The sequence below is a fragment of the Vreelandella sp. H-I2 genome, assembly GCF_052959335.1.
The window spans coordinates 34,748-58,262 of sequence record NZ_JBRAMC010000005.1; the positions used below are offsets into that span (position 1 = coordinate 34,748).

Genomic DNA, 23,515 nt, shown 5'->3' on the forward strand with positions numbered 1-23,515 from the left:
GCTCACTTATAGGAGAAGGGTCATGAGGTTATTTTTTTACATTTTTCTGCTTCTAGTGGCCATCGGCTATACCTACATGGCTTTTTTTGATCTGACATTCTTTACCAACCGCGGCCGTATGGGGCCAGGGTTCTTTCCACGGTTCATTGGTTGCTTGCTAGTTTTGTCACTGATCGTCGTGATCATCAAGGAAGCCAAGCTTGGCAAGTTGCTTGATACTGAACAAGGTGTGCAAATTCAGGATGCCGCTGTACTAATCTGTTTAGCAGTTGCTTTTGGTGTGCTGCTTATGTTTTTGGGTTATTTAGTCGCTACGCCTCTGTTTGTTGGTGCGGTGTTGCTCTACTTCAACTCCAAACACCTAGTGACGAATGGTGCTATTACCTTGGCTGTGCCTTTGGTCATTCATGTTTTGTTTGGCCAAGTACTGAATGCATCACTGCCTCACGGCATTTGGTGGTAGTTTCAACAACAATAAGAGTGCGGACATGGAAATCTTCGATAACTTGTTGATGGGACTTTCTGTTGCCATCACGCCAATGAATCTGCTTTACCTGTTAATCGGGGCTTCAATCGGCATGATGATTGGTGCTATCCCTGGTTTTGGACCCTCAGCAGGTATCGCTATTTTGCTACCACTGACGTTTAGTATGGATCCTATTTCTGCCGTCATGATGCTGGCTGCTATCTATTATGGTGCTATGTATGGTGGAACTATAACGGCGATTCTGCTTAATACGCCGGGGGACTCTACGACGGTTGCTTCCACTTTTGATGGCTTTCCTTTAGCTCAGCAAGGCAGGGCCGGACCAGCACTAGTTATGCAGGCCTGTGCTTCGTTTGTCGGCGGTACCATCGGCGTCATTCTCATTACATTGCTGGCGCCTATGTTTAGTCTTGTGACACGCAGCTTTGGTCCTCCTGAGTTCTTTTTGTTGTGTGTCATGGGCTTGTTGACTTTGGTCGCTCTGATGTCCGGCAATTGGATGCTTGGTTTGATTTCAGCCTTGATCGGCTTTGCGTTGGGTACTGTCGGTGTTGATTTGGAAACAGGGCATCAACGATTCACTTTTGGTTCGGTCGAATTAATCGGCGGGGTTCACTTTATTCCTGTCGCTATTGGGCTTTTTGGAATAGGCGAACTTTTTTACGCTTTTTACAATGGCACTCATAAAAGCGGTAGTGGTGGGATCATTCAATACAAAAGCGAAGCTCGCTTCTGGCCAACAAGAAAAGACTTTACTGACTGCAAATACACTATGCCGCGTAACTCGATTCTCGGCTTCGTAATCGGCGTTATTCCAGGCGCTGGCGCTACCATTGCCTCACTAATGGCCTACTCGTTTGAGCGCTCTATTTCAAAAAATCCGGAGAAGTTTGGAAATGGGGAAATGCGTGGTCTCGTTGCCCCTGAGTCTGCTAATAATGCAGCCTCCTCTGGCGCCATGGTGCCTCTTTTGACCCTGGGTATTCCTGGCTCTGCTTCAACAGCCGTTCTGCTTGCGGCTTTCTTAATGTGGGGGCTTCGTCCAGGTCCACTATTAATGGCGCAGAACCCTGAGTTTGCTTGGGGGCTGATCAGTAGCATGTACCTGGGTAACATGGCTCTATTGATGTTAAGTATTTTCGCCATTCCTCTCTTCGTCTATATCATCAAAGCTCCTTATCGCATTCTGGCTCCGCTGGTACTGGTGGTTTGTACGATGGGTACCTTCAGCGTTAATGCCAGCATGATTGAAACCTTTATCATGCTTGGTGCTGGGGTTGTCGGCTTTTTTATGAAGCGTTTCGGCTTTTCACCGGCTGCCGTTGTTCTGGCATTGGTACTTGGTCCAATGGCTGAAGAGTCTCTGCGTCAGACGCTTATCATTAGCCGAGGCTCTTTCGATATCTTCTTCATGCGTCAAGCATCGCTTTACATATTGATCTTTTTTATTGCCGTTACTTTAGGAGGCGTCTTCCTTAAGTCTCAACGTCGTCGCGAAAAACTCAAGGAGAAGTCCGCATGATTGATGAAATCGCAACTCGTGAGATTTTTGAACATGCGCTCGCCACTCAGCAGCCAGAGTTTGGTCAGTTCTTCCTGGCGAAGCTGTTACAACTTGATATTCGTTATGAAGACGACGTTTGTCATGTTGGTTTGCCGGTAGCTTCCCACCTTTATAATCCTCAAGGCAGCCTTCATGGTGGCGTGATTGCAGTAGCGATGGATATCTCTATGGGACATCTCATTCACCATGTCGCAGGGAAAGGGGGAAGTACTATCGAAATGAAAGTTCAATATCTTAGGCCTATACATCAGGGGGTTCTACGTTTCGAAGGGCGTTTCGTTAAGCGCGGACGCCAGCTTGCCTTTATGCAATCCCAGGCTTTCAACGTAGAAGGCAAAGCTGTCGCCATTGCATCGGCAACTTGGATGATGCCCTCTAATGGCTAGCTTGATGGCATGGATGGAGATGCTATCTCCATTGTCGGGAGTGGCTAATCTTGTGCTGATCCTTCTCAGCTTAGTGACTGCATGGATCAATAGCGCAATGGGAATTGGCGGGAGTGCACTGCTGATCATGTCGATGGCGCAGATCATGCCCCCAGCTGCCGTCATTCCAGTACACGGCATGGTACAGCTAGGTGCCAATAGCAGCCGCTTTATGTTTATCTGGCACGATGTGGACTATAAGCGCTTAATCGCTACAGTTCCAGGTATTCTAATAGGCGCTTTAATGGCAGCATGGTTACTTGTGCAACTACCACAAGGTATGCTGGAACTGCTGATTGCTAGTTTTATGGTTTACATGTGTTGGGGCCCATCGTTGCCTGCTCGTTCGGTAGGGATGGTAGGTAGCATGGTGATGGGGGCACTTACTACTTTTCTTTCTAGTTTTGTGGGGGCTGCGGGGTCGATTGTGGCTGCCTATCTAAAGCACATATCTCCAGAGCGTATGGTAAGAGTAGCGACGCACTCCGCTATTATGTCGTTGCAACATCTCACCAAAGCGTTCATTTTTGGTTTTGCTGGTTTTGTCTTCGTCGACTGGCTGGCACTGATGTTTGCTATGATCGCTGTAGGGTTTGTGGGTACCTGGGTAGGGTTGAAATTTTTAAAGAAGCTTACAAATAGTAGGTTTGATTTAATTATGAAACTGCTATTGACCTTATTGTCGCTTCGTTTGCTCTGGGTAGCCTTTGAAAAATTAGTATTGCTCTAATTTAAAATTATTCACGTAATCAGAGATATTGCTATGGATCCTGTAAGCCGTTCAGCCAGTCTTATATCTGAAAGGAAGTTAACATCTCTGACGACTATTGTGGCGCAAGAGTTGGAACGACTCATTATTACTGGTTATTTGAAACCAGGCGATCGTGTTAATGAATTACGTCTTGCTGAAGACCTGAAAGTAAGCCGTGGAATAGTTCGCGAAGCGAGACGAGGGTTAGAAAGGGCAGGTTTATTAACCAGCATTCCTAATCGAGGTGTGTTCGTTAAGCAGGTTTCCAAAGAGGAGTATATCGAAAACAGCGATGTTCGAGCCTATATTACTGGTTTTGTGTGCCAACTTGCAGCTGAGCGGGGAAGCGATAAGCAAAAAGTTAAGCTGCGTAAACTAGTGTCCGATATGGAACTGGCAATCAGAGAAGAGCGTGCTCAAGACTATTACCAGATGAACTTAGAGTTTCATGAATATATTTTGCATGTCGCTAGCCACAAGCGAGCCGCTGATGTTTACGATGATCTAGTAAAGGATTCACACCTGGTAAGAAAATTTACACTTAAAAGCCAGTCAGCTATGGCTCAGTCGAATAGGGAACACGATGAGATTGTTTCCGCTATAGAGAATGGTAATGCGGAAGCCGCCTATAAGGCTGGATTTGATCATGTGAAAAAAGGTCTGGTCCGATGGCTAAGTAAAGAGTCATTAGAAGAGGATAAGGAAATTAAATAATAATTTAACACTTTTGATTTTCAGTAACTGAATAGGCAGCTTGATAATATGAATAACAACGTAGACAAAAAAAATGTTTGGTCACCCGTGATGACCCCTTTCCTGTCAGATCTTTCCACTGACGATCAGCGCTTTGTGCAGCACTGTCAGTGGTTGCTAGATAACAATGTTGGGTTAGCCATCTTTGGCACCAATTCAGAAGCTAACTCTTTGCCATTAGCTGAGAAGCAGCGCTTGATCGGGCTATTGATTGACTCTGGTATTCAAGGGCTCGATCTTATGCCCGGCACGGGTAGCTGTAATCTGGAGGATACTGTGTCACTCACGCAAACCGCTGTGGAAGCAGGGTGTGCTGGGGTGCTCATGTTACCGCCCTTCTACTACAAAGGCGTCTCGGACGAAGGTCTCTACAATTATTTTTCTCAAATTGTAGAGCGCGTCAACGATAGTCGCCTGCGTATCTATCTTTATCATATCCCCCCTGTTGCCCAAGTGCCCCTCTCAATCGAGTTAATTGAGCGTCTACGCCACCACTATCCAAATGTGTTCGTTGGCATTAAAGATAGTGGGGGAGATTGGGCATTCACTCAGGCCTTGATCGAACGCTTTTCATCAGAAGGGTTCGAGGTGTACGCGGGTAGCGAGCGTTTCCTATTAGATACTTTACGCGTCGGTGGTGCAGGCTGTATCAGCGCCACCGCCAATGTGAACCCCCAGGCGATTGCCGAACTAGGTTTCACTTGGCAGAACAGCGATGCTGATGATCAACAGCAAGCCCTTAATCGCATACGTAGTGCGTTTGAAGGCTTTTCTATGATACCTGCTATGAAATCGGCAAAGGCACAAGCGACGAGATATGATGGCTGGCGCATTGTCCGTCCACCGCTTGTCTCCCTAAACGATGCCGCAGAAGACGCTCTTCAAAAAGCGTTGGCCGCTGAGGACTTCGCTATGGGAACATCAGGAAGGGGAGCCGCGGAGTGAGCTTTCTGACCCGAAGAACTCTTTCAAAAATCCATAACCTGCATGATGTCGAGCGACTGGCTCGACGCAAGTTGCCAAGGCCAATTTTCGGTTATATCGATCATGTTGCGGAAGATGGACGAACACAGCGGGCCAACTTGACGGCGTTTGATGAATACTGCTTTTTACCAAAAGCGTTCGTTAACGTTTCGCAGATTGATCTTCAAACGGAATTGTATGGTAAACGCTATGCAGCCCCTTTTGGTATCGCCCCTATGGGTATCAGTGCGTTATCTGCTTATCAGGGCGACTTGGTGCTCGCCCGCGCAGCAGCCATGCGCAATCTACCGATGATTATGAGTGGGTCATCGCTGGTGCCTATGGAGGAAGTCGCAAAGGTAGAAGGTGCTGACTGGTTCCAGGCTTACCTACCGGGGACACCGGAGGGTATTGAAGCCTTAATTGAGCGAATCAAGCGGGCGGGTTTCAAGAAGCTTGTAGTAACGCTTGATTATCCGGTGCCGCCCAACCCCGATAATTTTCGCCGTTCTGGTTTTTCATCCCCTCTTGAGCCATCCCTTCGCTTGGCATTTGATGGTTTGATACGACCAGGCTGGCTGTGTAATACCTTTCTGCGCACGCTCTGGAAACATGGCATGCCGCACTTCGAGAATAACCATGCCGAGCGGGGCGCGCCAGTCATCTCCCGTCAAGCTGCGCGGGACTTCTCGGGTCGTCGACATTTTGACTGGAGTTATCTCGATCTCGTGCGTCGGCTGTGGCCCGATATTTTGATTGTGAAAGGCATCCTTAATCCTAACGATGCAGTACGTGCCCATCACGCAGGCGTTGACGGTATCATTCTCTCAAATCATGGCGGCCGTCAGTTGGATTCGACTATTTCTCCTTTGCAGGTATTGCCAGAGATCAAGCGTCGCATCCACGATATTCCAATTATGATAGACAGTGGTTTTCGTCGCGGTACTGATGTCATCAAGGCGTTGGCGCTGGGAGCCGATTTTGTTTTCGTGGGTCGTCCCTTCAACTACGCGGCTGCATGCGCAGGTCAAGCCGGTGTAGAGCATGTCGCGGAACTTTTACAATGTGAAATCGAACGGGATATGGCCCTACTAGGGCTTACTAGCCTTTCTCAGCTAGACGAGTCCTGCCTTTATCAGCCAATAATCAATGGCTTGAAACAGCCTATGGTCAACACTGTGTCTATTGGCGAAGGGGTTAGCTCATGATTATTACCGGTATCAATGCAACCGTGCACTATCATGATGTGCAGGTGCCGGGAGTGGTTGAGTCAGTAGAGCGGCGTATTTTCGTTTATGTGGAAGTCTCTACCGTTGAAGGTCAAACTGGATTTGGCTTAACAGGCGCCATGCTGCCCTGGGCAGTGAAAAGCTGTATCGAACATCACTTGGCTCCTGCACTCGTCGGTAAAAATGCGCTGCACCGTGAAGCAATCCATAGCCATATCTGGCATCACCTAAATACACGTGGTTATACCGGAGTGATATCCAATGCGTTGTCAGCTATTGATATTGCCTTATGGGACCTAGCGGGCAAGCGCACTGACCAATCAATTCATGAATTGTTAGGCGGTTACCGAGATTGGGCGCCGACTTATGCCACTTTTGGTTATCCATCGCTAGATGATGATCAGTTGGTGGCCCAAGCTAATCGTTTTGTTGAAGATGGGCACCGTATCCTTAAGATGGTGGTGGGAGGTAATCCTCATCGTACTTGGCAGGATGATGCTCGCAGAGTTCAGTGCGTTCGTGAAGCGATTGGTAAGGATATCGGACTGATTATTGATGCCAATTGCCGCTTTGATCCCGTGGAAGCTCGCTACCTGGCAATGGCGGTTGAATGCTGTAATTTGCTTTGGTTCGAAGAGCCTTTATATATCAATGATGTGGAGGCTCTCCAAGATCTACGTGCTAACGTAAGAGTGCCAATTGCAGTAGGGCAGATGGAAGGCAATCGTTTTCGCTATCGGGACCTGATTGCCAGTCGTGCAGTTGATATCATCCAGCCCAATGTGATCTACAATGGTGGTTTCACCGAATCGCTTAAAGTGGCGCATTTGGCGCAGGCATTCAACATGCCAATGTCCAATGGTGGAGGCTGGCCAATCTTCAACATGCATTTATTATGTGGGGTGATGAATGGTGGGGCAGTGGAGTTTCACTATGGCATTTGGCAAGTAGGTAAGCACTTCTTTACTGATACACCAGATCCAGTAGAGGGAATTATGCGGCTTTCTGGAAAACCTGGTTTGGGCTTCACGCCCAACCATAATGCCTTGGCGGCAGCCCGAGTGGATGAGCCACGCCAACTGTTGTCAGCAAGTCATGACGCCCATGGGTACCGAACAGGTGCTTGATCTCCTTATGAATAAGAGCTCCATCAAGGGGAGGAAAAGTCACAATCTAAACCCTTCAACAATATGTTCGGCCAGGCTATCGATAATGGGCGACTGGGTGGATGAGGTGCGCACTAGAACAATAGATGCCTCCGGTAGGGCAGGAAACCCCTCTTTTTCACCCAATATTTGCATATCGGTAGTGACCAGGCTGCGCATCCACGCAGACACAGCCAAACCTGCGCCAACAACGGCTTGCAAGGTAGCTAAACTGGGGCTGCTGTAAGCAACTCGATAGGTTCGGCCTGCTCGGTCTAATGCATTGCAAGCATGGCGGCGACAAAAGCAGGGTGCCTCGAACATGGCAAGCGGCACCGGTGTTTGTAAATGGGTGCAGTGGCTCTCGGCGGAGACCCATACCATCGTCTCACGCCTTAAAATAATACCGATTTCATCGCCTATTTCTCGGGTCATTATGATCAGATCCAAGCTCTCTTGCGGCTGTTGGGAGAGCACTGAGGAGGGCGCGCAGTGCACATCGACATCCACCAACGGCCAAGCTTGGGAAAAGGTCTTCAGAATGCCGGGTAGAAAGCGCATGACATAATCATCCGGTACACCCAATCGAACACGTCCCACCATATCGGGCTGGCGTAGAAGCGTTAGCGCCTCTCCCTGGAGCGATAAAATCTTGCGCGCGTAACCAAGTAGCGTATGGCCCTCGCTGGTTAACAGTAGTTGGCGGTTCTGGCGCACGAAAAGAGGGCGCTCGATCACGTCCTCTTCCAGGCGTTTCATCTGCATGCTGACGGCCGATTGAGTGCGGTTAACCGTCTGTGCTGCACGGGTGAAACCACCTTGGTCCACAATCGCTACAAAGGTGCGCAAAAGCTCGTGATCTATCGTAGGTAGCATCGCCATGGGTATCAATCTTGTTGATGTTATACATAAGAAGTATTCGTTGGATTGATTTTAGACGCTGCTCGATACTTCCTTCAACGCTTATTTGCTATGCCGTTGTAAGCGGCTATAAGGAGCTTGAAATGGAGTGTTCAGTCGCAAGTCATCAAAACGCCCAGCGCCAGCAGGCGGAGCAGTGTGTAAGCAAAGTAACTTGGCAGGAAAGGTTCTATCGCTGGCGGCAACTGCGTCGCGAGCGCTATGCGTTGCGCACTTTAAGCGACGACATGCTGAAAGATATTGGCATTAGCCGCGATGACGTTCAGCGTGAAGCTCAACGCCCATTTTGGGATGACCGCGGCTGGCGCCGATAATGTCGCAAGTCATGCCAGCCGTGGTGGGTTTGTGATACCTTGTGGACACTAAAAAATGCTGCATGAGTTAGTTGCAATTTATGGATGTCAATCAGCGTATTATTTCCCGCCTGGCCACCGAGCTAAGCGTAAGGCCCGAACAAGTCGCCGCCACGGTGGAGCTGCTGGATGGCGGTGCCACCGTGCCGTTTATTGCCCGTTACCGTAAAGAAGTCACCGGCGCGCTGGACGATATCCAACTGCGCCAACTGGATGAGCGCCTGCGCTACCTGCGCGAGTTGGAAGAGCGCCGCGCCGCCGTTCTCGCTGCCATCGATGAACAAGGCAAGCTCGATGCCCCGCTGAAAGCGAGTATTGAGGCCGCTGAGACCAAGCAGCGGCTGGAAGATTTATACCTGCCCTTCAAGAAGAAGCGTCGTACCAAGGCGCAGATTGCACGTGAGGCGGGGTTAGAGCCGCTGGCCGATGCGTTGCTCGCCGATCCAACGCTTAATCCAGAAAGCGAAGCGGAAAAGTATCTGCGCCCAGCAGAGGGCGATATTCCCGCCATCGAAGATGCGAAAGCGGCTTTGGATGGCGCCAAGCAGATATTGATGGAGCGCTTTGCCGAAGACCCCGAGCTGATTGGCCAACTGCGTGAACGCCTCTGGCAGGAGGGCGAATTAAGCGCCCGCGTGTTGGAAGGCAAGCAGCAGGAGGGCGCCAAGTTCTCCGACTACTTCGAGCACGATGAAAAACTCGCCAAGGCGCCTTCTCACCGCGCTCTGGCGATGTTCCGGGCGCGAAACGAAGGTGTGTTGAGCCTATCAATCCGCCTGCCCGGTGAAGAGGAAGCTCCGGTGCACCCCGCTCAGGTGACGATTGCCAAGCAGTTTGGCATCAGCGACCAGGGCCGCGCGGCGGATAAGTGGCTCTCTGAAGTGGTCCGCTGGACCTGGCGCGTGAAGCTCTACACGGCACTTGAAACCGAGTTGCTCGGTCGCTTGCGCGAGCAAGCAGAACTCACAGCGATCGAAGTCTTCGCCGCCAATCTTAAAGACTTGCTGCTGGCCGCGCCGGCGGGGCAAAAAGTGACACTGGCCATCGATCCCGGCCAGCGCACCGGCTGTAAAGTCGCGGTGATTGATGCCACCGGCCAGTTTGTCGATCACACCACCATCTATCCCCACGCACCACAAAACCAGTGGAGTGAAGCCTTAAGCGTGCTGGCTAAGCTGGTCAAGCAGCACGGCGTTGAGCTGATTGCCGTAGGCAACGGTACCGCCAGCCGTGAAACCGATAAGCTGGCGGGCGAGTTGCTGAAAGCTTTGGCCCCGGCGCAGCGCCTCAGCAAAGTGATGGTCTCTGAGGCGGGTGCTTCGGTCTATTCGGCTTCTGAGTATGCTTCCCGAGAAATGCCCGATCTGGATGTCACCGTGCGTGGCGCCGTCTCGATTGGTCGTCGCCTCCAAGATCCTCTCGCCGAGTTGGTGAAAATCGAGCCCAAGTCGATCGGGGTGGGACAGTACCAGCACGATGTTTCCCAGGTACAGCTCTCGCGCAGTTTGGAAGTGGTGATTGAGGACTGTGTTAACGCTGTGGGCGTCGACCTCAATACTGCCTCCAGTGCACTGCTTTCGCGAGTGGCGGGTTTGAGCACTGCGCTGGCCGAGAATATTGTTGCCCAGCGGAACGTTAAAGGCGCTTTCAAGAGCCGGAAAGAGCTGCTTGAAGTCAGTCGCTTGGGCGCGAAAACTTTTGAACAGTGCGCCGGTTTCCTGCGTATTCATAATGCCGACAACCCTCTGGATGCTAGTGCCGTTCACCCTGAAGCCTATTCGTTGGTCGAGCGGATCGCTAAGCAGAGTGGCCGTGAAGTGCGCGGCTTGATTGGCGACAGCGCTGCACTGAAAGCGTTAAAGCCTGCCGACTTCGCCGATGAGCGCTTTGGTGTGCCCACGGTGAGCGATATCTTGAAAGAGCTGGATAAACCAGGCCGCGACCCGCGCCCGGAATTTAAAGCCGCTGAGTTTCGTGAAGGGGTCGAAACGCTTAACGATCTTAAACTCTCGATGTTGCTTGAAGGCACGGTGACTAATGTGACGCACTTCGGCGCCTTTGTGGATATTGGGGTTCATCAGGACGGCTTGGTGCATATCTCAGCACTGTCGGATCGTTTTATCGACGACCCACGTAGCGTGGTGAAAGCCGGGGACATTGTTACCGTCAAGGTCATGAGTGTGGATATACCGCGTAAGCGGGTAGGGCTTTCAATGCGGTTGGATGATCAGCCGGAGTCTGAAACGGGTGGCGCTGAAATGGGTCAGCGGAACACATCGCGTAAGCCCATTCGCAGTCAGCGCAGCAGTGCAAAGCCTGCTGAAGCGGCGGCGCCAATGGGCGCGCTAGGCGCCGCGCTGTTAAAAGCACGTGGTGGCAAATAAATGCGCGCTTTGAAAGCTAATGTTTTGAAAAGTGTCGTGTCTTGAAAAAACGATCGTTGCCGCCATATCCTAAGGTCTACTTTCGAGACAGCGATGATGGCGATGCCACCTGACTACATCAAGGCCCGCTTACAGCGGGCTTTACTGACAAGGAGTGTTCACCTTGCCTGAACCACTCACTGTGCCATCTGCGCTGACCGCGCAAGTCGAGCGCCTGATTCCTAGTGCGAGCCTTGGTCGGTTAGGCCGCCTGCGTCGCGGGCTTGAAAAAGAGGGGTTGCGGGTTGATGCCAATGGGCACATTGCCCAAACGCCGCACCCGCACGCGCTTGGCTCTAAACTAACTCACCCGCACATTACCACTGACTATTCAGAATCTTTGTTGGAGTACATCACGCCGGTTTACTCACAGCCGGGTGAGGCACTGTGCTTTTTATCTGATCTGCACACGTTTACCTATCATCACCTGAACAATGAGTGGATCTGGCCCGGCAGCATGCCGTCGCGCCTTTCGGGGAATGGCAGCGTACCGATAGCCGATTACGGCAACTCCAATGTCGGCACCATGAAACATGTTTACCGTAAAGGGTTGGACATGCGCTATGGCCGTATCATGCAGGCGATTGCGGGCGTTCATTACAACGTGTCGCTGCCGGATGATATGTGGCACGCCCTGCGTGAGATGGAAAAAGCCACCAATATTCCCTTTAATGATTACCGCTCCACCCGCTATTTCGGCATGATTCGCCACTTCCGTCGTCATAGCTGGTTACTGCTTTATCTGTTTGGTGCCTCACCGGCCATCGATAAGAGCTTCTTACCCGACGACAAGAAAGTGCCTGAAAAGCTTCAGGCACTCAGTGACGACACCTATTTCGCCCCGTATGCGACGACCCTGCGTATGTCGGACTTGGGTTATCAGAACAAGGTGCAGTCGCAGCTCAAAATCTGCTTCAACTCGCTCTCCAATTACGTCAACACCCTGCGTCATGCCATCTCGTCTCCTTGGCCGGACTACGAGAAAATGGGCGTTAATGTCGATGGCGAGTGGCGCCAGTTGAACGCCAATATTCTGCAGATCGAAAACGAGTACTACAGCGATATTCGTCCTAAACGAGTCGCCAAACACAACGAGACCCCCAGCCAGGCTCTCGAAGCCCGCGGCGTCGAATACATCGAAGTTCGCTGTTTGGATCTAAATCCTTTCGATCCTCTCGGCGTGACCGAAACTCAGATGCGCTTTGTAGACACCTTCTTGATGTGGTGCCTGCTCAGTGACAGCCCCTGGATTTCTGACGAAGAGTGTGACCGCTTAGACGACAACCGTCGCTGGGTCGTCGAGCGCGGCCGTGATCCTGAGCTTAAACTCTATAACCATGGTGAAACCACCTCGGTGCGGGAGTGGGGCGAGCAAATTTTTGCCGAGATGGGTGAAGTTGCCCGCCTGTTAGATGCCGTCGAAGAGGGCGCCCCTCACGCCGATGCGCTGGAAAGTCTCGCGCCACGCCTCGCAGACCCTTCACTAACACCTTCTGCGCAAGTGCTTGAACGGTTAAAAGAGAATGGCGGATCGCTCAGTGATTTAATGCTTAGCTTAGCCCAGGAACAGGCGGAGCAGTTAAAAGCGGAACCCATGCAGCGCAGCCGTGAAGCGCTACTGGCTCAACTGATTGAGACCTCTCACCAGCAGCAACACGATATTGAAGCCGCTGACAAAGAGACCTTTGAAGAGTTTTTACAGGTCTACTTCACCAAAGCTCGCGAGTCCCGCGCTCTATCGGCGCTGCCATCTGAGGTCCGCCAATGATTCTGCACTCCTTTCGCTCGGTGGCTCTGGCCGGGTTAGCCTTCTGCGTGCTAATGATGGCGGTAGCGCTTGGCCTGGAGCACATCGGTGGCTTTGAGCCATGCCCGCTGTGTATTTTTCAACGTGTGGCAGTGATCGTTGCGGGTATTTTGTTTGCGATTGCTGCTATCCACAGCCCGACCGGGCGAGTGGGTAAGGTGATTTACGGGCTGCTAGCGCTTATTGCCGTCGGCACCGGCGCCTTTATTGCCGGGCGTCACGTTTGGCTACAAGGCTTGCCAGCCGACGAGGTGCCTTCCTGCGGCCCTGGGCTTGATTACATGATGGAAATCCTGCCCATGCAGGACGTGGTATCCATGGTGCTGACCGGTTCAGGGGAGTGCGCCAATATCGATTTCTCCCTGCTGGGCCTCTCGTTACCCGCCTGGACGCTGGTCGGTTTTGCCATTCTGGCCATCGCCCCGTTACGAATGCTGTTTTTTAAAAGCCGGGGTTAACCGTCAGGTAGCTACGAGGAGATCGGCATGCTTTATCGGCACTTCACAACGCAAGAAGAGATCGACCGTGCCTACGACCCGATGCGCGGTCGAGACCCAGCGGTGTTGGTAAAAGATTGGCGTGAGCGTAGCGAAGCATCTCGTAACCGCCTCTTCGCCAGTCACAAAGTAAGTCTCGATCTGCCTTATGGCCCAACGCTTGCTGAGCGCATGGATATCTTTCATGCCGATGCACCTGATGCCGATGCATCTCATGACGAGCATCCAAAAGCCCCGGTGCATGTGTTCTTCCACGGCGGCTACTGGCGCTCACTGAGTCATCGTGAATTCAGCTTTATCGTCGATGATCTGGTCAACGCCGGTATCACTGTCGCGGTGGTTAATTACGCGCTCTGCCCAGAGGTGCGTTTCAGTGAGGTTGTGCGCCAAAGTCAGGCAGCAATTGCCTACGTTTACAAGCATGCGGCTGAATTAGGCGTCGATCCTGAGCAGTTGAGTATTTCGGGTCATTCGGCGGGTGGGCATCTATGCGCCATGCTGATGGCGACGGATTGGGAGGGCACGTTTGGCTTGCCCAACCAGCTGATTCGCAGCGCGCTCTGTATCAGTGGCTTATACGACCTGCGACCCTTCCCGTGGTCGTGGCTGCAGCCCAAGCTTCAGCTTAGCGGGCGCGATGTGCAGGAGTTCAGCCCGTTATGGCTACCGTGCCGTGTGTCTGCGCCTATAAAGCTGGTGGCAGGTGGCCAGGAGTCAGAAGAGTTTGAAAGGCAGATGAGTAGCTACGCTGAGCATTTGAGCCAGCAAGGCCAAACAGTGACTCAGCAGCTACTTCCCGACGTAGATCACTTTTCGGTTCTTGAGCACTATCTAAACGATGGTTGCTTTGTTGAATGGATTAAAGCGTTTCACGGTTAGTAACAGCGCCTCGCTAGAGGCGCTGTTATAACGGTTATTTAGCTGGGATCACCGCGGTCGCTTCGATTTCCACCTTGGCCTCATCTTCCACAAGCCCAGCCACCTGCACCATCGTCATGGCCGGAAAATGCTTGCCCAGCACCTCGCGATAGGCGGCGCCCACCTCCTTGAGCCGGGCCAGATACTCCTTCTTATCTGTCACATACCAGGTTAACCGCACGATATGCTCCGGGCCTGCATCCGCCTCTTTCAAGATCGCCACGATATTCTGCAGCGCCTGGTTTACCTGCACGACAAAGTCATCGCTTTCGAACACCTGCTCGGCATTCCAGCCAATCTGACCGCCCACGAAAACCGTCTGGCCGGAAGCCAGCACACCATTGGCATAGCCGATGGCAGGCTTCCAATGAGAAGGGTGCAGAAGCTGATGAAAGGTGGCGTCACTCATGATGGCTATCCTTATTGGTTATCGACGGTAATGCGCTGGCGTATTGCCTCGGTCCATGGCATCGACTTACCGCTATTTAAATCCATAAAAACCAGGGTGGAACAACTCGTTAAGCGTTTCTGTTCACCGCAATAAGCGGTGATCTGCAGGGTCAGGCTGCTATGCCCCAACGCCTGCACCAACAACTCGAACGTTAGCCGCTCCCCTAACCGGCTAGGGGCGTGAAACTGAGTGTCGATCGCGGCCGTGGGTACGCCGGTGCCGCTCTCTACATGCAGCTGATTAAAGTCGTGCTGCAAGACCTCCTCAAACCAGTCCTCGACCACTGAATTGATCAGCTCAAAATAGCGGGGATAAAAAACGATCCCCGCCGGATCACAGTGTTGAAAGCGAATTTTTCGCTGGGTGGTAAACGCCATTGCTATCTTCCTGTTCTATTCTCGGCTTTCTTCTCAACTTTATTTCACATTACACGCCCAGATAACGATCACGTACCGTGCTGTCCAGCGCAGCGGGTTTGCCGTCCCACACCGTGCAGCCTTTTTCCAGGATGGTGCAGCGGTCAGCGATGGGCAGGATTTCACTCAGCGACTTATCGACTAGCAGGGTAGCCTGCCCTTGCTCCTTGAGCAGCCGAATCGCCCGCCAGATCTCCTGACGAATCACCGGCGCCAACCCTTCGGTGGCCTCGTCCAGCACCAGCAGGCGTGGGTTGGTCATCAACGCCCGGCCAATAGCCAGCATCTGCTGTTCGCCGCCAGAAAGCGTTTTGGCCATTTGCGCGCGGCGCTCCTCCAGGCGTGGAAACAGCGCCTCCACTTTCGCCAGTGTCCACTCGCCCGGACGGGCCGTGACCAGCAGGTTTTCGCGTACCGACAAGTTGGGAAAGCAGCGGCGCCCCTCCGGCACTAGGCCCAGGCCCGCCTTGGCGATGCGGTAAGCGGGCAAGCGGCGTATGTTCTGCGACTCGAACTCAATCGTGCCGCGGCTGGCCGGGGTCAGCCCAAAGATCGAGCGGATGGTGGTGGTCTTACCCATGCCGTTACGGCCCATCAAAGCGACCATTTCACCGGCCGCGACCTCGAGCGTCACGCCAAACAGCGCCTGAGAAGGCCCATAGAACGTCTCAATATCAGCAACCTTAAGCATCAGAATCTCCCAGGTAAGCTTCCCGGACGCGCGGGTCCTCCTTGATCGCGTGGCTATCGCCATGGGCGATCACGCTGCCGGAGACCAGCACCGAGATACGGTCAGCAAGGCGAAAGACCGCTTCCATGTCGTGCTCGATCAACAGAATGGGCACTTCCAGCTTCAGTGCCTCGAGCAGCTCGGTCAGCTTTGCCGATCCTTCCGGCCCCAAGCCTGCCATGGGTTCATCCAGCAGCAGGGCGCGAGGCTTGAGAGCCAGCGCGCAGGCGACCTCCACTTGGCGACGCTCACCGTGGGAAAGCTCGAACACCGGCGTCCAGGCGCGGTGGCTAAGCTGCATGCGTTCCAGCGCTGCATAGGCGGGGTCGAGCAGGTGACGGTCGCGGGCGACGGGCTTCCAGAAGCGAAAACTATGACTCTGCAGCGCTTGAACGCCCATCATCACATTGCGCATCACCGATAGCGGTTCAGCCAGCGAAGACACCTGAAAGCTCCTTCCCAGCCCAAGGCGTGCGCGCTCGGCAATGCTCATAGTGGTAATGTCGATATTAGCCAGATAAACGCGACCCTCGTCGGGGCGCAGGCTGCCAGCAATCTGCCCGATTAGCGTGGACTTACCCGCGCCGTTGGGGCCAATTAGGGCATGGATTTCCCCCTGCCTAAGATCCAGCGACACATCGTTGGTCGCCTGCAGTGCTCCAAAGCGCTTATGCAGCTTTTGCAGTGAAAGGACAGCCTCACTCATTGCGCTCACTCCCAGCCAGCCAACCCATCACACCGTGCTTGGCAAACAGCACCACGCCCAGCAGCACCAGCCCCAAAAAGAGCTGCCAGTACTCGGTAATGCCACCCAGGAAGGTTTCCATCATCACAAACAGTACCGCCCCGGCCAGCGGGCCATAAAGGCGTCCCACACCCCCCAGGATGACGATGACCATCAGCTCGCCGGAGAAGTGCCAACTGAGCATCGAGGGGCTGACGAAACCGTTCAGATCCGCGTAGAGCGCCCCGGCAAGCCCGGTGATCGCCGCAGAGATAACGAACGCCACCAGACGAATGGGATAAGAGCTGATCCCGGCAGTGGCCAGTCGCACGTCATTCAGCCGTGCCATGGTCAGCGCAGCACCAAAGCGGGATTTCATCAGCCGCGAGGTGATCGCCATGGCCAGTACCAGCCCGGTGAAGCAGATGAGGAAATAGGTCAATGCATCACTGCTGTCGAACAAGTTGTTACCGACCTGGGGCAGGGTGTTGCGGATATAAATAGGCAGCCCATCCTGACCGCCGTAGGTGGGCCAGGAGTTGGCAAAGTAATAGATCATCTGCGCAAAGGCGAGGGTGATCATAATGAAGTAGACCCCGGTGGTGCGCAGCGAAATGGCGCCGATCGCCAGTGCCAGCAGGGCGCACAGCACGACGGCCACCAGCCACACCATCAGCAGGCTATCGCTGCCCGGCACGCTGAAAGGCCAGCTCATGAAGGGCGTCATGTCGAAGGCATGATAGGCGCTGATGCCCGCTACATAGCCACCTAGGCCAAAGTAGGCCGCATGACCGAAGCTCACCATGCCGCCATAGCCAATCGCCAGGTTGAGCCCGACGGCCGCCATGGCAATGATGGTGACCCGCGAGGCCAGATTGACGTAATAGGTGTGACCCAAAAAATAGGCCGCCACAGGCAGTAATAGCAGCAGGCCGAGCAGGATCATTTGCACCAACCCCTTGCGGTCGAAGTGGCTCTCCGCGTGGGTGGCTGGCGCAGCGTTCTTGGAAAGGGAAGTGGTATTAGTCATTGGCAGCAAACAGTCCCTTGGGCTTGAACGCGAGGATGACGGCCATGAGGATATAAATCAGCATCGCAGCCAGTGAAGAACCGATCCCGGTGGCCTCGGAAGGCGGCATGAATGTTTGAAAAAAAAGCGGCAGGTAGACGCGCCCCAACGTATCGACAACCCCCACCAGCAGCGCACCGAATAGCGCGCCCTTGATCGAACCGATACCGCCGATCACGATGACCACGAAGGCCAGGATCAGCACCGGCTCACCCATGCCGACCTGCACGGATTGCAATGCCCCCACCAGCGCACCGGCCAGGCCCGCTAGCGCAGCCCCCAGCGCAAACACCACGGTATACAGCTTGGCAATGTTGACTCCCAGCGCGCCAATCATTTCGCGGTCGCTTTCGCCCGCCCGAATGCGCATGCCCAGCCGCGTGCGGGAAATCAGCAGGTAAAGGCCAATCGCAATAGCGACCCCCACGCCAATCAGCATGAGCCGATAGATGGGGTAGCGGGTCTCCCCGGGCAGAGTGACAAACCCAGTAAGCCACGAGGGTGGGCTCAGCCATAGCGGCGACGAACCGAAGAGCCAGCGTGTGCCTTCTGAAAAGATCAGTATCAGTGCAAAGGTCGCCAATACCTGGTCGAGGTGCGGGCGGTGATAAAGGCGCCGTATGACCAGCAGCTCGACCAGGGCGCCGACCAGTGCCGCGGCGGTCATACCCGCCGCCAGGCCGATCAGGAAAGAGCCCGTCGAGGCGCTGACCGCTGCCGTGGCATAGGCGCCCACCATATAAAAAGAGCCGTGGGCAAGATTGATCAACCCCATCACCCCAAACACCAGGGTAAGGCCGCTGGCCATCAAAAACAGCATCGTGCCTAGCTGAACGCCGTTAAGCAATTGCTCGATTAGCAGGGTAACGGACACGTTAGTTAACCTTAACGAAGGTGAAGAGAAGTGGCTGGGTGCACGCACCCAGCCGAGGCGAGCTTACATTTCGCACTGCTCAAAATAGACGTCCTGAATATCTTCGATCGCCACGCCGATCAGACGGTTGGTGGGCTCGCCATCGTCACCTTCCACGACTTCACGCACGTAAATATCCTGGATGGGGTGTTGGTTCGGGCCAAAGCGGAACTCTCCGCGCACGCTGTCAAAGTCGGCGGCCCGCAGTGCTTCGCGGAAGGCGTCTTTATCATCGGGGTGGGCAGTTTCAAGCGCGCTGAGAATCAGATTGGCAGTGTCGTAACCTTGTGCCGCGTAAAGCGTCGGCATGCGGTCATAGGCGGCTTGGAAGCCCTCGACGAAGCGGTCGTTGGCTTCGTTTTCCAGATCGTAGGCCCATAGTGATGTATTGCGGGCACCAATCGCAGCACTGCCAACGGCCTTGATAAGAATTTCGTCAAAAGAGAACGCCGCGCCAAAGATCGGCATGTCAACACCGGAACTTTCCCACTGCTTCATGAACGAGATGCCCATGCCGCCGGGCAGGAAGAAGAATAAGCTGTCGGCATCGCTATCGCGAATCTGGGCGATTTCGGCCGCGTAGTCGGTCTGACCCATCTGGGTGTAAAGCTCGCCGACGACCTCACCCTCATAAAGGTGCTTGAAGCCCGCCAGTGCATCGGTACCCGCCGGGTAGTTGGGCGCCATGATGATCGGGCGCTCATAACCCTGTTCGCGCATGTAGGCACCCATGGCGCCATGCAGGTTGTCGTTCTGATACGCCACGTTGAAGTAGTTTTCGTGACACATGCGGCCAGCCAAGTCGGAAGGGCCAGCATTGGGCGAGAGATAGAAGGTGCCCTGACGTACCACTGAGGGAACGACGGCCATTGCCAGGTTGGACCAGATGATACCGGTCAGGATATCGACCTCATCACGCTGCATAAACTCATTGGACAAGCTGCGCGCCAAATCAGGGCGTCTAGCGTCATCCTGGATCAGCACTTCCACATCGTCGCGGCCTGACTGCTCAAGCGCCAGCATAAAGCCGTCGCGAACGTCCACGCCCAGGTGCGAACCGCCGCCTGAAAGCGTGGTGATCATGCCGATCTTGACGTCTTCAGCGTGCGCGCTCAGCACGCTTGAAGAGAGCAGTAAGCCAAGGCCAAAGCGGGATATCATTTTCATTGTTCCTTCCTCATTTTATTTAATCGTTTTTTGCTTAGAGGGTCATACGTTAGTGTCGGTGCTATTGATATCGGTGCTATTCATATTGATGCCAGGAGAGCCAGCGCTCGGGTAGTGTTCTTGGCTCAGCCGAAAACGCTGAACCTTACCCGTGGATGTTTTAGGTAGTGCCTCGATAAAGCGTAGCGAGCGAGGGTACTTATACGGCGCGATGGTCTGCTTCACGAAGTCCTGCAACATGTGCTGACACTCTTCATCTTGCTGAAAACCATCGTTTAGAACAACAAAAGCCTCGACAATTTGGCCACGCTCCTGGCTAGGGGCGCCGATCACCGCACACTCTTTAACGGCGGGGTGGGCCAGCAGCGCTGCTTCCACCTCGGGGCCTGCGATGTTGTAGCCCGCCGAGACAATCATATCGTCGTTGCGAGCGGCGAAGTGGAAGTAGCCCTCCTCATCCTGGTAAAACGCATCGCCAGTGATGTTCCAGCCTTCTTTTACATAGTTTCGCTGGCGCTTGTCGGCCAAATAGCGGCAACCGGTGGGGCCGCGTACAGCCAGCTTGCCGACTGTGCCGGGTGGGACATCCTGCATGTCGGCATCAACGATGCGCGCCTGGTAACCCGTTACCGGCTTGCCGGTACAGTGAGGGCGGTGGTCGTCCAGGCGATTGGTGATAAAGATATGCAGCATTTCCGTGGCGCCGATGCCATCGAGAATCGGCGTGCCAGTTTGCTTGATCCAGTCGTGATAAATCGGTGCTGGCAGGGTTTCGCCAGCGGAAACGGCAACGCGCAGGCTGCTCAAATCCTCGTGGCGTGTGGGCGCAGAGAGCATTGCCCGGTAGGCGGTTGGCGCGGTGAATACCACCGTGGCCTGATACTCGCGGATGATGTCCATCATGTTGGGGGGGGAGGCGTGTTCGAGCAGCACGGCGGTGGCGCCGAAGCGCAGCGGGAAGATGGCCAGCCCGCCCAGGCCAAAGGTGAAGGCCAGCGGGGGCGAGCCAACGAAGACGTCCTCCGGCGTTACCCGCAGGACTTCCTTGGCATAGCCATCGGCAATCACTAGCAGATCGCGGTGAAAGTGCATGGTGGCCTTGGGCGAGCCGGTAGTGCCCGATGTAAAGCCCAGCAGCGCCACATCGTCGGCGGCGGTATCCACGGCATCAAAGGTGGCGGACTTGCCGAGCGCCAGCCGGTCAAGCTCTGCGTCATGGTTAGCCGTGCCATCAAAGCCAACCACACGTTTGAGTACCGGGCTGTGCTGTTGGCACTCAACCAGTTCATCGAGTAGGCGGGTATCGCACAGGGCGAGGGTGATTTCCGCTTTATCGATTACCTGGCACAGCTCGTTGGTGCGCAGCATTGGCATGGTGTTGACTACCACGGCGCCCGCCTTGGTGGCGGCCAGCCAGCAGGCCACCATGGCCGGGTTATTGGCGGAGCGGATCAGCACCCGTTGACCGGGAATCACGCCCAAGTCGTCGACCAACACATGGGCAAGGCGGTTGGTCCACTCGGTGAGCTCACGGTAAGTACGACGACGGCCATTGCCTGCTAGGGCAATCCGTTCACCGTGACCCTGGTCGAGCAGCCGATCGCAAAGCTCAACGCCTGCGTTCAGCCGTTGAGGATAATCGTAGCCTGCGAGCAGAAACTCAGGCTGACAATCGATGGGTGGCAGGTTATCCCGCGCAAAAGTATCAGCATGAGCCGACTGGATCTTCATGACCAACCTCCGTATTTGGTGTCGTTGTTTATTCCTGCCTACGCCTCAAATGAAGCGCGGGCAGGGATACGGTGTCTGGCGTTGTGTTTTGTTGTTTTTAGGTCTTTACGGCTTAGTGCTGCTTACTCTTCCGCGAGCATGCTGCGGGCAATGACGACTTTCTGGACGTCCGAAGCACCTTCATAAATACGCAGCGCGCGGATTTCCCGGTAGAGACTTTCGATAATATGGCCCTTGCGAACGCCATCGCCGCCGTGAAGCTGTACCGCCTGGTCAATGACCTGCTGGGCCTGATCAGTGGCAAACAGCTTGGCCATTGCCGCTTCACGGGTCACCCGCTCAGCGCCTTGATCTTTTGTCCAGGCAGCGCGATAAACCAGCAGGGCGGCGGCATCCACATTGAGCGCCATATCCGCGAGGTGGCCCTGCACCATTTGTAGGTCGGATAGCGTGGCGCCAAACAGTTCGCGAGATCGGCTGCGGGAGAGCGACTCCTCCAGCGCCCGGCGGGCGAAGCCCAGGGCTGCCGCGCCGACGGTGGAGCGGAAAACGTCCAGCACCGACATGGCAATCCTGAAGCCTTGCCCTGGCTTGCCGATCAGCGCGCTGGCAGGCAGCACCATGTCGTTGAAGCCCAGCCGCGCCAGTGGGTGAGGTGCCACCGACTCCAGACGTTCACGAATTTCCAGTCCCGGCGTGTCGGCGGGCACTAAAAAGACCGACAGCCCCTTGGCACCGGGGCCTTCGCCGGTACGGGCGAAGACCGTATAGGTATCGGCGATGCCGCCGTTGGAGATCCAGGTCTTTTCACCATTCAAACGGTAGCTATCACCATCGCGCTCGGCGGTGGTATCCAGTTGCGCCACATCGGAGCCGGAGCGTGGCTCGCTCAGGGCAAAGGCCGAAAGTGCTTCGCCACGACGGGTTTTGTCCAGCCACTGCTTCTGCTCGTCGCTGCCATAGAGGCTGATGGCGCCGGTGCCCAGCCCCTGCATGGCAAACGCAAAGTCGGCCAGGCCATCATGGCGGGCCAGGGTTTCGCGAATCAGACACAGGCTGCGCACATCGATATGCTCGCCCGCCGTGCCTTCCAGAAACCCGGCCTTGCCTAAATCGCGTACCAGTTGAATGCAGGTCGCATCCACATCGCTGTGGTCGCGGGGCAGCTCAGCGCGACACCACGCTTCCAACTGCTCGGAAAGTTCGCGGTGCTGGGCCTCAAAGAAGGGCCACTCCAGAAAACGTTTGTCGCTCATCAGTCCCCCTTAAACTCAGGTTTTTGTTTGGCTACGAAGGCGTGGTAGGCGCGCTCGAAATCGTTGGTCTGCATGCAGATCGCCTGGGCCTGGGCTTCCGATTCGATCGCCTGCTCCAGGCTCATCGACCATTCCTGGTTTAACTGGGTCTTGGTAATGCTGTGGCCAAAGGTCGGGCCCTGGGCCAAGCGGGTGGCGTAGGCAATGGCGTCTTCTTCCAGTGAGTCTGGTTCGACCACGCGGTTGTAGAAGCCCCATTGGAAGCCCTCTTCGGCACTCATGCTACGCCCGCTGTAGAGCAGATCAGCGGCGCGGCCCTGGCCGATAATGCGCGGCAGTATCGCGCAGGCGCCCATATCACAGCCCGCCAGGCCCACACGGGTAAACAGGAAGGCCGTGCTGGCACGGGGCGTGGCGAAGCGAATATCCGACGACATGGCAATGATCGCTCCGGCGCCAACGCAAATGCCGTCGACGGCGGCAATGATCGGTTTGCCGCAATTCAGCATCGCCTTGACCAGATCCCCGGTCATGCGGGTGAACTCGAGCAGCCCCTTCATATCTTTGCCCACCAGGGGGCCGATGATTTCATGCACGTCGCCGCCGGAGCAGAAGTTATCGCCGTTGGAAGTGAACACTACGGCGTGCACATCTGAGGCATACGCCAGGTCACGAAAGGTATCGCGCAGTTCGGCATAGCTCTCGAATGTCAGCGGATTCTTGCGCTCTGGGCGATTCAACCGGATAACGGCGACGTCACCGCGCATCTCACAGATAAAGTGCTCAGGGGCCAAGTCAGCCATGCTCTTCATTTTTGTTCTC

Annotated in this window: 24 protein-coding genes; 13 read left to right on the forward strand and 11 right to left on the reverse strand. The window is 54.6% G+C overall.

Features of this window, described 5'->3' with window-relative positions; all coding sequences use genetic code 11:
- The first annotated feature begins 22 nt into the window (after positions 1-22).
- From ACUVOF_RS13365 to ACUVOF_RS13400, 8 genes are read left to right on the forward strand one after another with little or no spacing between them, the layout of a single operon-like run.
- Complete coding sequence (locus tag ACUVOF_RS13365) at positions 23-463, forward strand: tripartite tricarboxylate transporter TctB family protein (protein WP_447044842.1); 441 nt, start codon at positions 23-25, stop codon at positions 461-463.
- A 25-nt stretch (positions 464-488) separates the two neighbouring features.
- Positions 489-2,009, forward strand: a complete 1,521-nt coding sequence (locus ACUVOF_RS13370; RefSeq protein WP_447044843.1) for a tripartite tricarboxylate transporter permease — start codon at positions 489-491, stop codon at positions 2,007-2,009.
- Complete coding sequence (locus ACUVOF_RS13375; protein WP_447044844.1) at positions 2,006-2,437, forward strand: PaaI family thioesterase; 432 nt, start codon at positions 2,006-2,008, stop codon at positions 2,435-2,437. Before ACUVOF_RS13370 ends, ACUVOF_RS13375 begins: the two co-directional genes overlap by 4 nt.
- Positions 2,430-3,206, forward strand: coding sequence for a TSUP family transporter (locus ACUVOF_RS13380; RefSeq protein WP_447044845.1), 777 nt, complete (start codon positions 2,430-2,432; stop codon positions 3,204-3,206). Before ACUVOF_RS13375 ends, ACUVOF_RS13380 begins: the two co-directional genes overlap by 8 nt.
- Positions 3,207-3,239: 33 nt before the next feature.
- Positions 3,240-3,941 carry a GntR family transcriptional regulator gene (locus ACUVOF_RS13385; protein ID WP_447044846.1) on the forward strand — a complete coding sequence of 234 codons (702 nt, stop codon included), beginning with the start codon at positions 3,240-3,242 and terminating at the stop codon, positions 3,939-3,941.
- A 48-nt stretch (positions 3,942-3,989) separates the two neighbouring features.
- Positions 3,990-4,925, forward strand: a complete 936-nt coding sequence (locus tag ACUVOF_RS13390; RefSeq protein WP_447044847.1) for a dihydrodipicolinate synthase family protein — start codon at positions 3,990-3,992, stop codon at positions 4,923-4,925.
- Positions 4,922-6,151 carry an alpha-hydroxy acid oxidase gene (locus ACUVOF_RS13395; protein ID WP_447044848.1) on the forward strand — a complete coding sequence of 410 codons (1,230 nt, stop codon included), beginning with the start codon at positions 4,922-4,924 and terminating at the stop codon, positions 6,149-6,151. Before ACUVOF_RS13390 ends, ACUVOF_RS13395 begins: the two co-directional genes overlap by 4 nt.
- The gene (locus ACUVOF_RS13400; protein ID WP_447044849.1) at positions 6,148-7,299 is read left to right on the forward strand and encodes a mandelate racemase/muconate lactonizing enzyme family protein; all 1,152 of its coding nucleotides are present in this window, start codon (positions 6,148-6,150) and stop codon (positions 7,297-7,299) included. The genes ACUVOF_RS13395 and ACUVOF_RS13400 overlap by 4 nt, the downstream gene beginning before the upstream one ends.
- 39 nt (positions 7,300-7,338) lie before the next feature.
- Here ACUVOF_RS13400 and ACUVOF_RS13405 read toward each other — a convergent pair whose 3' ends face one another.
- Positions 7,339-8,199 (reverse strand): LysR substrate-binding domain-containing protein, encoded by an 861-nt coding sequence (locus tag ACUVOF_RS13405; protein ID WP_447044850.1) that lies wholly within the window; start codon positions 8,197-8,199, stop codon positions 7,339-7,341.
- A gap of 122 nt (positions 8,200-8,321) precedes the next feature.
- Here ACUVOF_RS13405 and ACUVOF_RS13410 point away from each other — a divergent pair, with 122 nt between their 5' ends.
- The 5 genes from ACUVOF_RS13410 to ACUVOF_RS13430 all read left to right on the forward strand — a co-directional run bounded on the left by ACUVOF_RS13410 (position 8,322) and on the right by ACUVOF_RS13430 (position 14,197).
- The gene (locus tag ACUVOF_RS13410) at positions 8,322-8,552 is read left to right on the forward strand and encodes a DUF1127 domain-containing protein (protein ID WP_447044851.1); all 231 of its coding nucleotides are present in this window, start codon (positions 8,322-8,324) and stop codon (positions 8,550-8,552) included.
- 80 nt (positions 8,553-8,632) lie between these two features.
- A complete protein-coding gene (locus ACUVOF_RS13415) occupies positions 8,633-10,975 on the forward strand; it encodes a Tex family protein (protein ID WP_447044852.1) in 2,343 nt (780 codons plus the stop codon).
- A 163-nt stretch (positions 10,976-11,138) separates the two neighbouring features.
- Complete coding sequence (gene gshA, locus ACUVOF_RS13420) at positions 11,139-12,782, forward strand: glutamate--cysteine ligase (protein WP_447044853.1); 1,644 nt, start codon at positions 11,139-11,141, stop codon at positions 12,780-12,782.
- Positions 12,779-13,279: a disulfide bond formation protein B gene (locus ACUVOF_RS13425; protein WP_447044854.1), complete on the forward strand. Its 501-nt coding sequence runs from the start codon at positions 12,779-12,781 to the stop codon at positions 13,277-13,279. The genes gshA and ACUVOF_RS13425 overlap by 4 nt, the downstream gene beginning before the upstream one ends.
- 27 nt (positions 13,280-13,306) lie before the next feature.
- Positions 13,307-14,197, forward strand: coding sequence for an alpha/beta hydrolase (locus ACUVOF_RS13430; protein ID WP_447044855.1), 891 nt, complete (start codon positions 13,307-13,309; stop codon positions 14,195-14,197).
- A gap of 34 nt (positions 14,198-14,231) precedes the next feature.
- On the opposite strand, the gene ACUVOF_RS13435 is transcribed toward ACUVOF_RS13430, so the two are convergent.
- The 10 genes from ACUVOF_RS13435 to ACUVOF_RS13480 all read right to left on the reverse strand — a co-directional run bounded on the left by ACUVOF_RS13435 (position 14,232) and on the right by ACUVOF_RS13480 (position 23,505).
- Positions 14,232-14,645, reverse strand: coding sequence for a RidA family protein (locus ACUVOF_RS13435; protein WP_113268347.1), 414 nt, complete (start codon positions 14,643-14,645; stop codon positions 14,232-14,234).
- Between the two features lie 11 nt (positions 14,646-14,656).
- Positions 14,657-15,064 (reverse strand): acyl-CoA thioesterase, encoded by a 408-nt coding sequence (locus ACUVOF_RS13440; RefSeq protein WP_447044856.1) that lies wholly within the window; start codon positions 15,062-15,064, stop codon positions 14,657-14,659.
- 49 nt (positions 15,065-15,113) lie between these two features.
- Complete coding sequence (locus tag ACUVOF_RS13445; protein WP_113268345.1) at positions 15,114-15,794, reverse strand: ABC transporter ATP-binding protein; 681 nt, start codon at positions 15,792-15,794, stop codon at positions 15,114-15,116.
- Positions 15,787-16,539, reverse strand: coding sequence for an ABC transporter ATP-binding protein (locus ACUVOF_RS13450; protein ID WP_447044857.1), 753 nt, complete (start codon positions 16,537-16,539; stop codon positions 15,787-15,789). The genes ACUVOF_RS13445 and ACUVOF_RS13450 overlap by 8 nt, the downstream gene beginning before the upstream one ends.
- Entirely contained in the window at positions 16,532-17,587 is a 1,056-nt protein-coding gene (locus tag ACUVOF_RS13455; protein WP_447044858.1) for a branched-chain amino acid ABC transporter permease, read from the reverse strand. Before ACUVOF_RS13455 ends, ACUVOF_RS13450 begins: the two co-directional genes overlap by 8 nt.
- A complete protein-coding gene (locus tag ACUVOF_RS13460) occupies positions 17,580-18,500 on the reverse strand; it encodes a branched-chain amino acid ABC transporter permease (protein WP_447044859.1) in 921 nt (306 codons plus the stop codon). The genes ACUVOF_RS13455 and ACUVOF_RS13460 overlap by 8 nt, the downstream gene beginning before the upstream one ends.
- 63 nt (positions 18,501-18,563) lie before the next feature.
- Positions 18,564-19,706, reverse strand: a complete 1,143-nt coding sequence (locus ACUVOF_RS13465; protein ID WP_447044860.1) for an ABC transporter substrate-binding protein — start codon at positions 19,704-19,706, stop codon at positions 18,564-18,566.
- Between the two features lie 42 nt (positions 19,707-19,748).
- Positions 19,749-21,437: a benzoate-CoA ligase family protein gene (locus ACUVOF_RS13470; RefSeq protein ID WP_447044861.1), complete on the reverse strand. Its 1,689-nt coding sequence runs from the start codon at positions 21,435-21,437 to the stop codon at positions 19,749-19,751.
- Between the two features lie 122 nt (positions 21,438-21,559).
- A complete protein-coding gene (locus tag ACUVOF_RS13475) occupies positions 21,560-22,693 on the reverse strand; it encodes an acyl-CoA dehydrogenase family protein (protein ID WP_447044862.1) in 1,134 nt (377 codons plus the stop codon).
- The gene (locus ACUVOF_RS13480) at positions 22,693-23,505 is read right to left on the reverse strand and encodes an enoyl-CoA hydratase family protein (RefSeq protein WP_447044863.1); all 813 of its coding nucleotides are present in this window, start codon (positions 23,503-23,505) and stop codon (positions 22,693-22,695) included. The genes ACUVOF_RS13475 and ACUVOF_RS13480 overlap by 1 nt, the downstream gene beginning before the upstream one ends.
- Positions 23,506-23,515: the final 10 nt, after the last annotated feature.

What these genes read in the sequence shown, in the direction of transcription:
- ACUVOF_RS13385 (WP_447044846.1), top strand. Translation starts at nt 3,240, where the DNA reads ATGGATCCTGTAAGCCGTTCAGCCAGTCTTATATCTGAAAGGAAGTTA.
- ACUVOF_RS13480 (WP_447044863.1), bottom strand. Translation starts at nt 23,505, where the DNA reads ATGAAGAGCATGGCTGACTTGGCCCCTGAGCACTTTATCTGTGAGATG.
- ACUVOF_RS13430 (WP_447044855.1), top strand. Translation starts at nt 13,307, where the DNA reads ATGCTTTATCGGCACTTCACAACGCAAGAAGAGATCGACCGTGCCTAC.
- ACUVOF_RS13400 (WP_447044849.1), top strand. Translation starts at nt 6,148, where the DNA reads ATGATTATTACCGGTATCAATGCAACCGTGCACTATCATGATGTGCAG.
- ACUVOF_RS13405 (WP_447044850.1), bottom strand. Translation starts at nt 8,199, where the DNA reads ATGGCGATGCTACCTACGATAGATCACGAGCTTTTGCGCACCTTTGTA.
- ACUVOF_RS13375 (WP_447044844.1), top strand. Translation starts at nt 2,006, where the DNA reads ATGATTGATGAAATCGCAACTCGTGAGATTTTTGAACATGCGCTCGCC.
- ACUVOF_RS13465 (WP_447044860.1), bottom strand. Translation starts at nt 19,706, where the DNA reads ATGAAAATGATATCCCGCTTTGGCCTTGGCTTACTGCTCTCTTCAAGC.
- ACUVOF_RS13380 (WP_447044845.1), top strand. Translation starts at nt 2,430, where the DNA reads ATGGCTAGCTTGATGGCATGGATGGAGATGCTATCTCCATTGTCGGGA.
- ACUVOF_RS13370 (WP_447044843.1), top strand. Translation starts at nt 489, where the DNA reads ATGGAAATCTTCGATAACTTGTTGATGGGACTTTCTGTTGCCATCACG.
- ACUVOF_RS13445 (WP_113268345.1), bottom strand. Translation starts at nt 15,794, where the DNA reads ATGCTTAAGGTTGCTGATATTGAGACGTTCTATGGGCCTTCTCAGGCG.
- ACUVOF_RS13415 (WP_447044852.1), top strand. Translation starts at nt 8,633, where the DNA reads ATGGATGTCAATCAGCGTATTATTTCCCGCCTGGCCACCGAGCTAAGC.
- ACUVOF_RS13435 (WP_113268347.1), bottom strand. Translation starts at nt 14,645, where the DNA reads ATGAGTGACGCCACCTTTCATCAGCTTCTGCACCCTTCTCATTGGAAG.
- ACUVOF_RS13440 (WP_447044856.1), bottom strand. Translation starts at nt 15,064, where the DNA reads ATGGCGTTTACCACCCAGCGAAAAATTCGCTTTCAACACTGTGATCCG.
- ACUVOF_RS13390 (WP_447044847.1), top strand. Translation starts at nt 3,990, where the DNA reads ATGAATAACAACGTAGACAAAAAAAATGTTTGGTCACCCGTGATGACC.
- ACUVOF_RS13455 (WP_447044858.1), bottom strand. Translation starts at nt 17,587, where the DNA reads ATGACTAATACCACTTCCCTTTCCAAGAACGCTGCGCCAGCCACCCAC.
- ACUVOF_RS13410 (WP_447044851.1), top strand. Translation starts at nt 8,322, where the DNA reads ATGGAGTGTTCAGTCGCAAGTCATCAAAACGCCCAGCGCCAGCAGGCG.
- ACUVOF_RS13365 (WP_447044842.1), top strand. Translation starts at nt 23, where the DNA reads ATGAGGTTATTTTTTTACATTTTTCTGCTTCTAGTGGCCATCGGCTAT.
- ACUVOF_RS13450 (WP_447044857.1), bottom strand. Translation starts at nt 16,539, where the DNA reads ATGAGTGAGGCTGTCCTTTCACTGCAAAAGCTGCATAAGCGCTTTGGA.
- ACUVOF_RS13475 (WP_447044862.1), bottom strand. Translation starts at nt 22,693, where the DNA reads ATGAGCGACAAACGTTTTCTGGAGTGGCCCTTCTTTGAGGCCCAGCAC.
- ACUVOF_RS13425 (WP_447044854.1), top strand. Translation starts at nt 12,779, where the DNA reads ATGATTCTGCACTCCTTTCGCTCGGTGGCTCTGGCCGGGTTAGCCTTC.
- ACUVOF_RS13470 (WP_447044861.1), bottom strand. Translation starts at nt 21,437, where the DNA reads ATGAAGATCCAGTCGGCTCATGCTGATACTTTTGCGCGGGATAACCTG.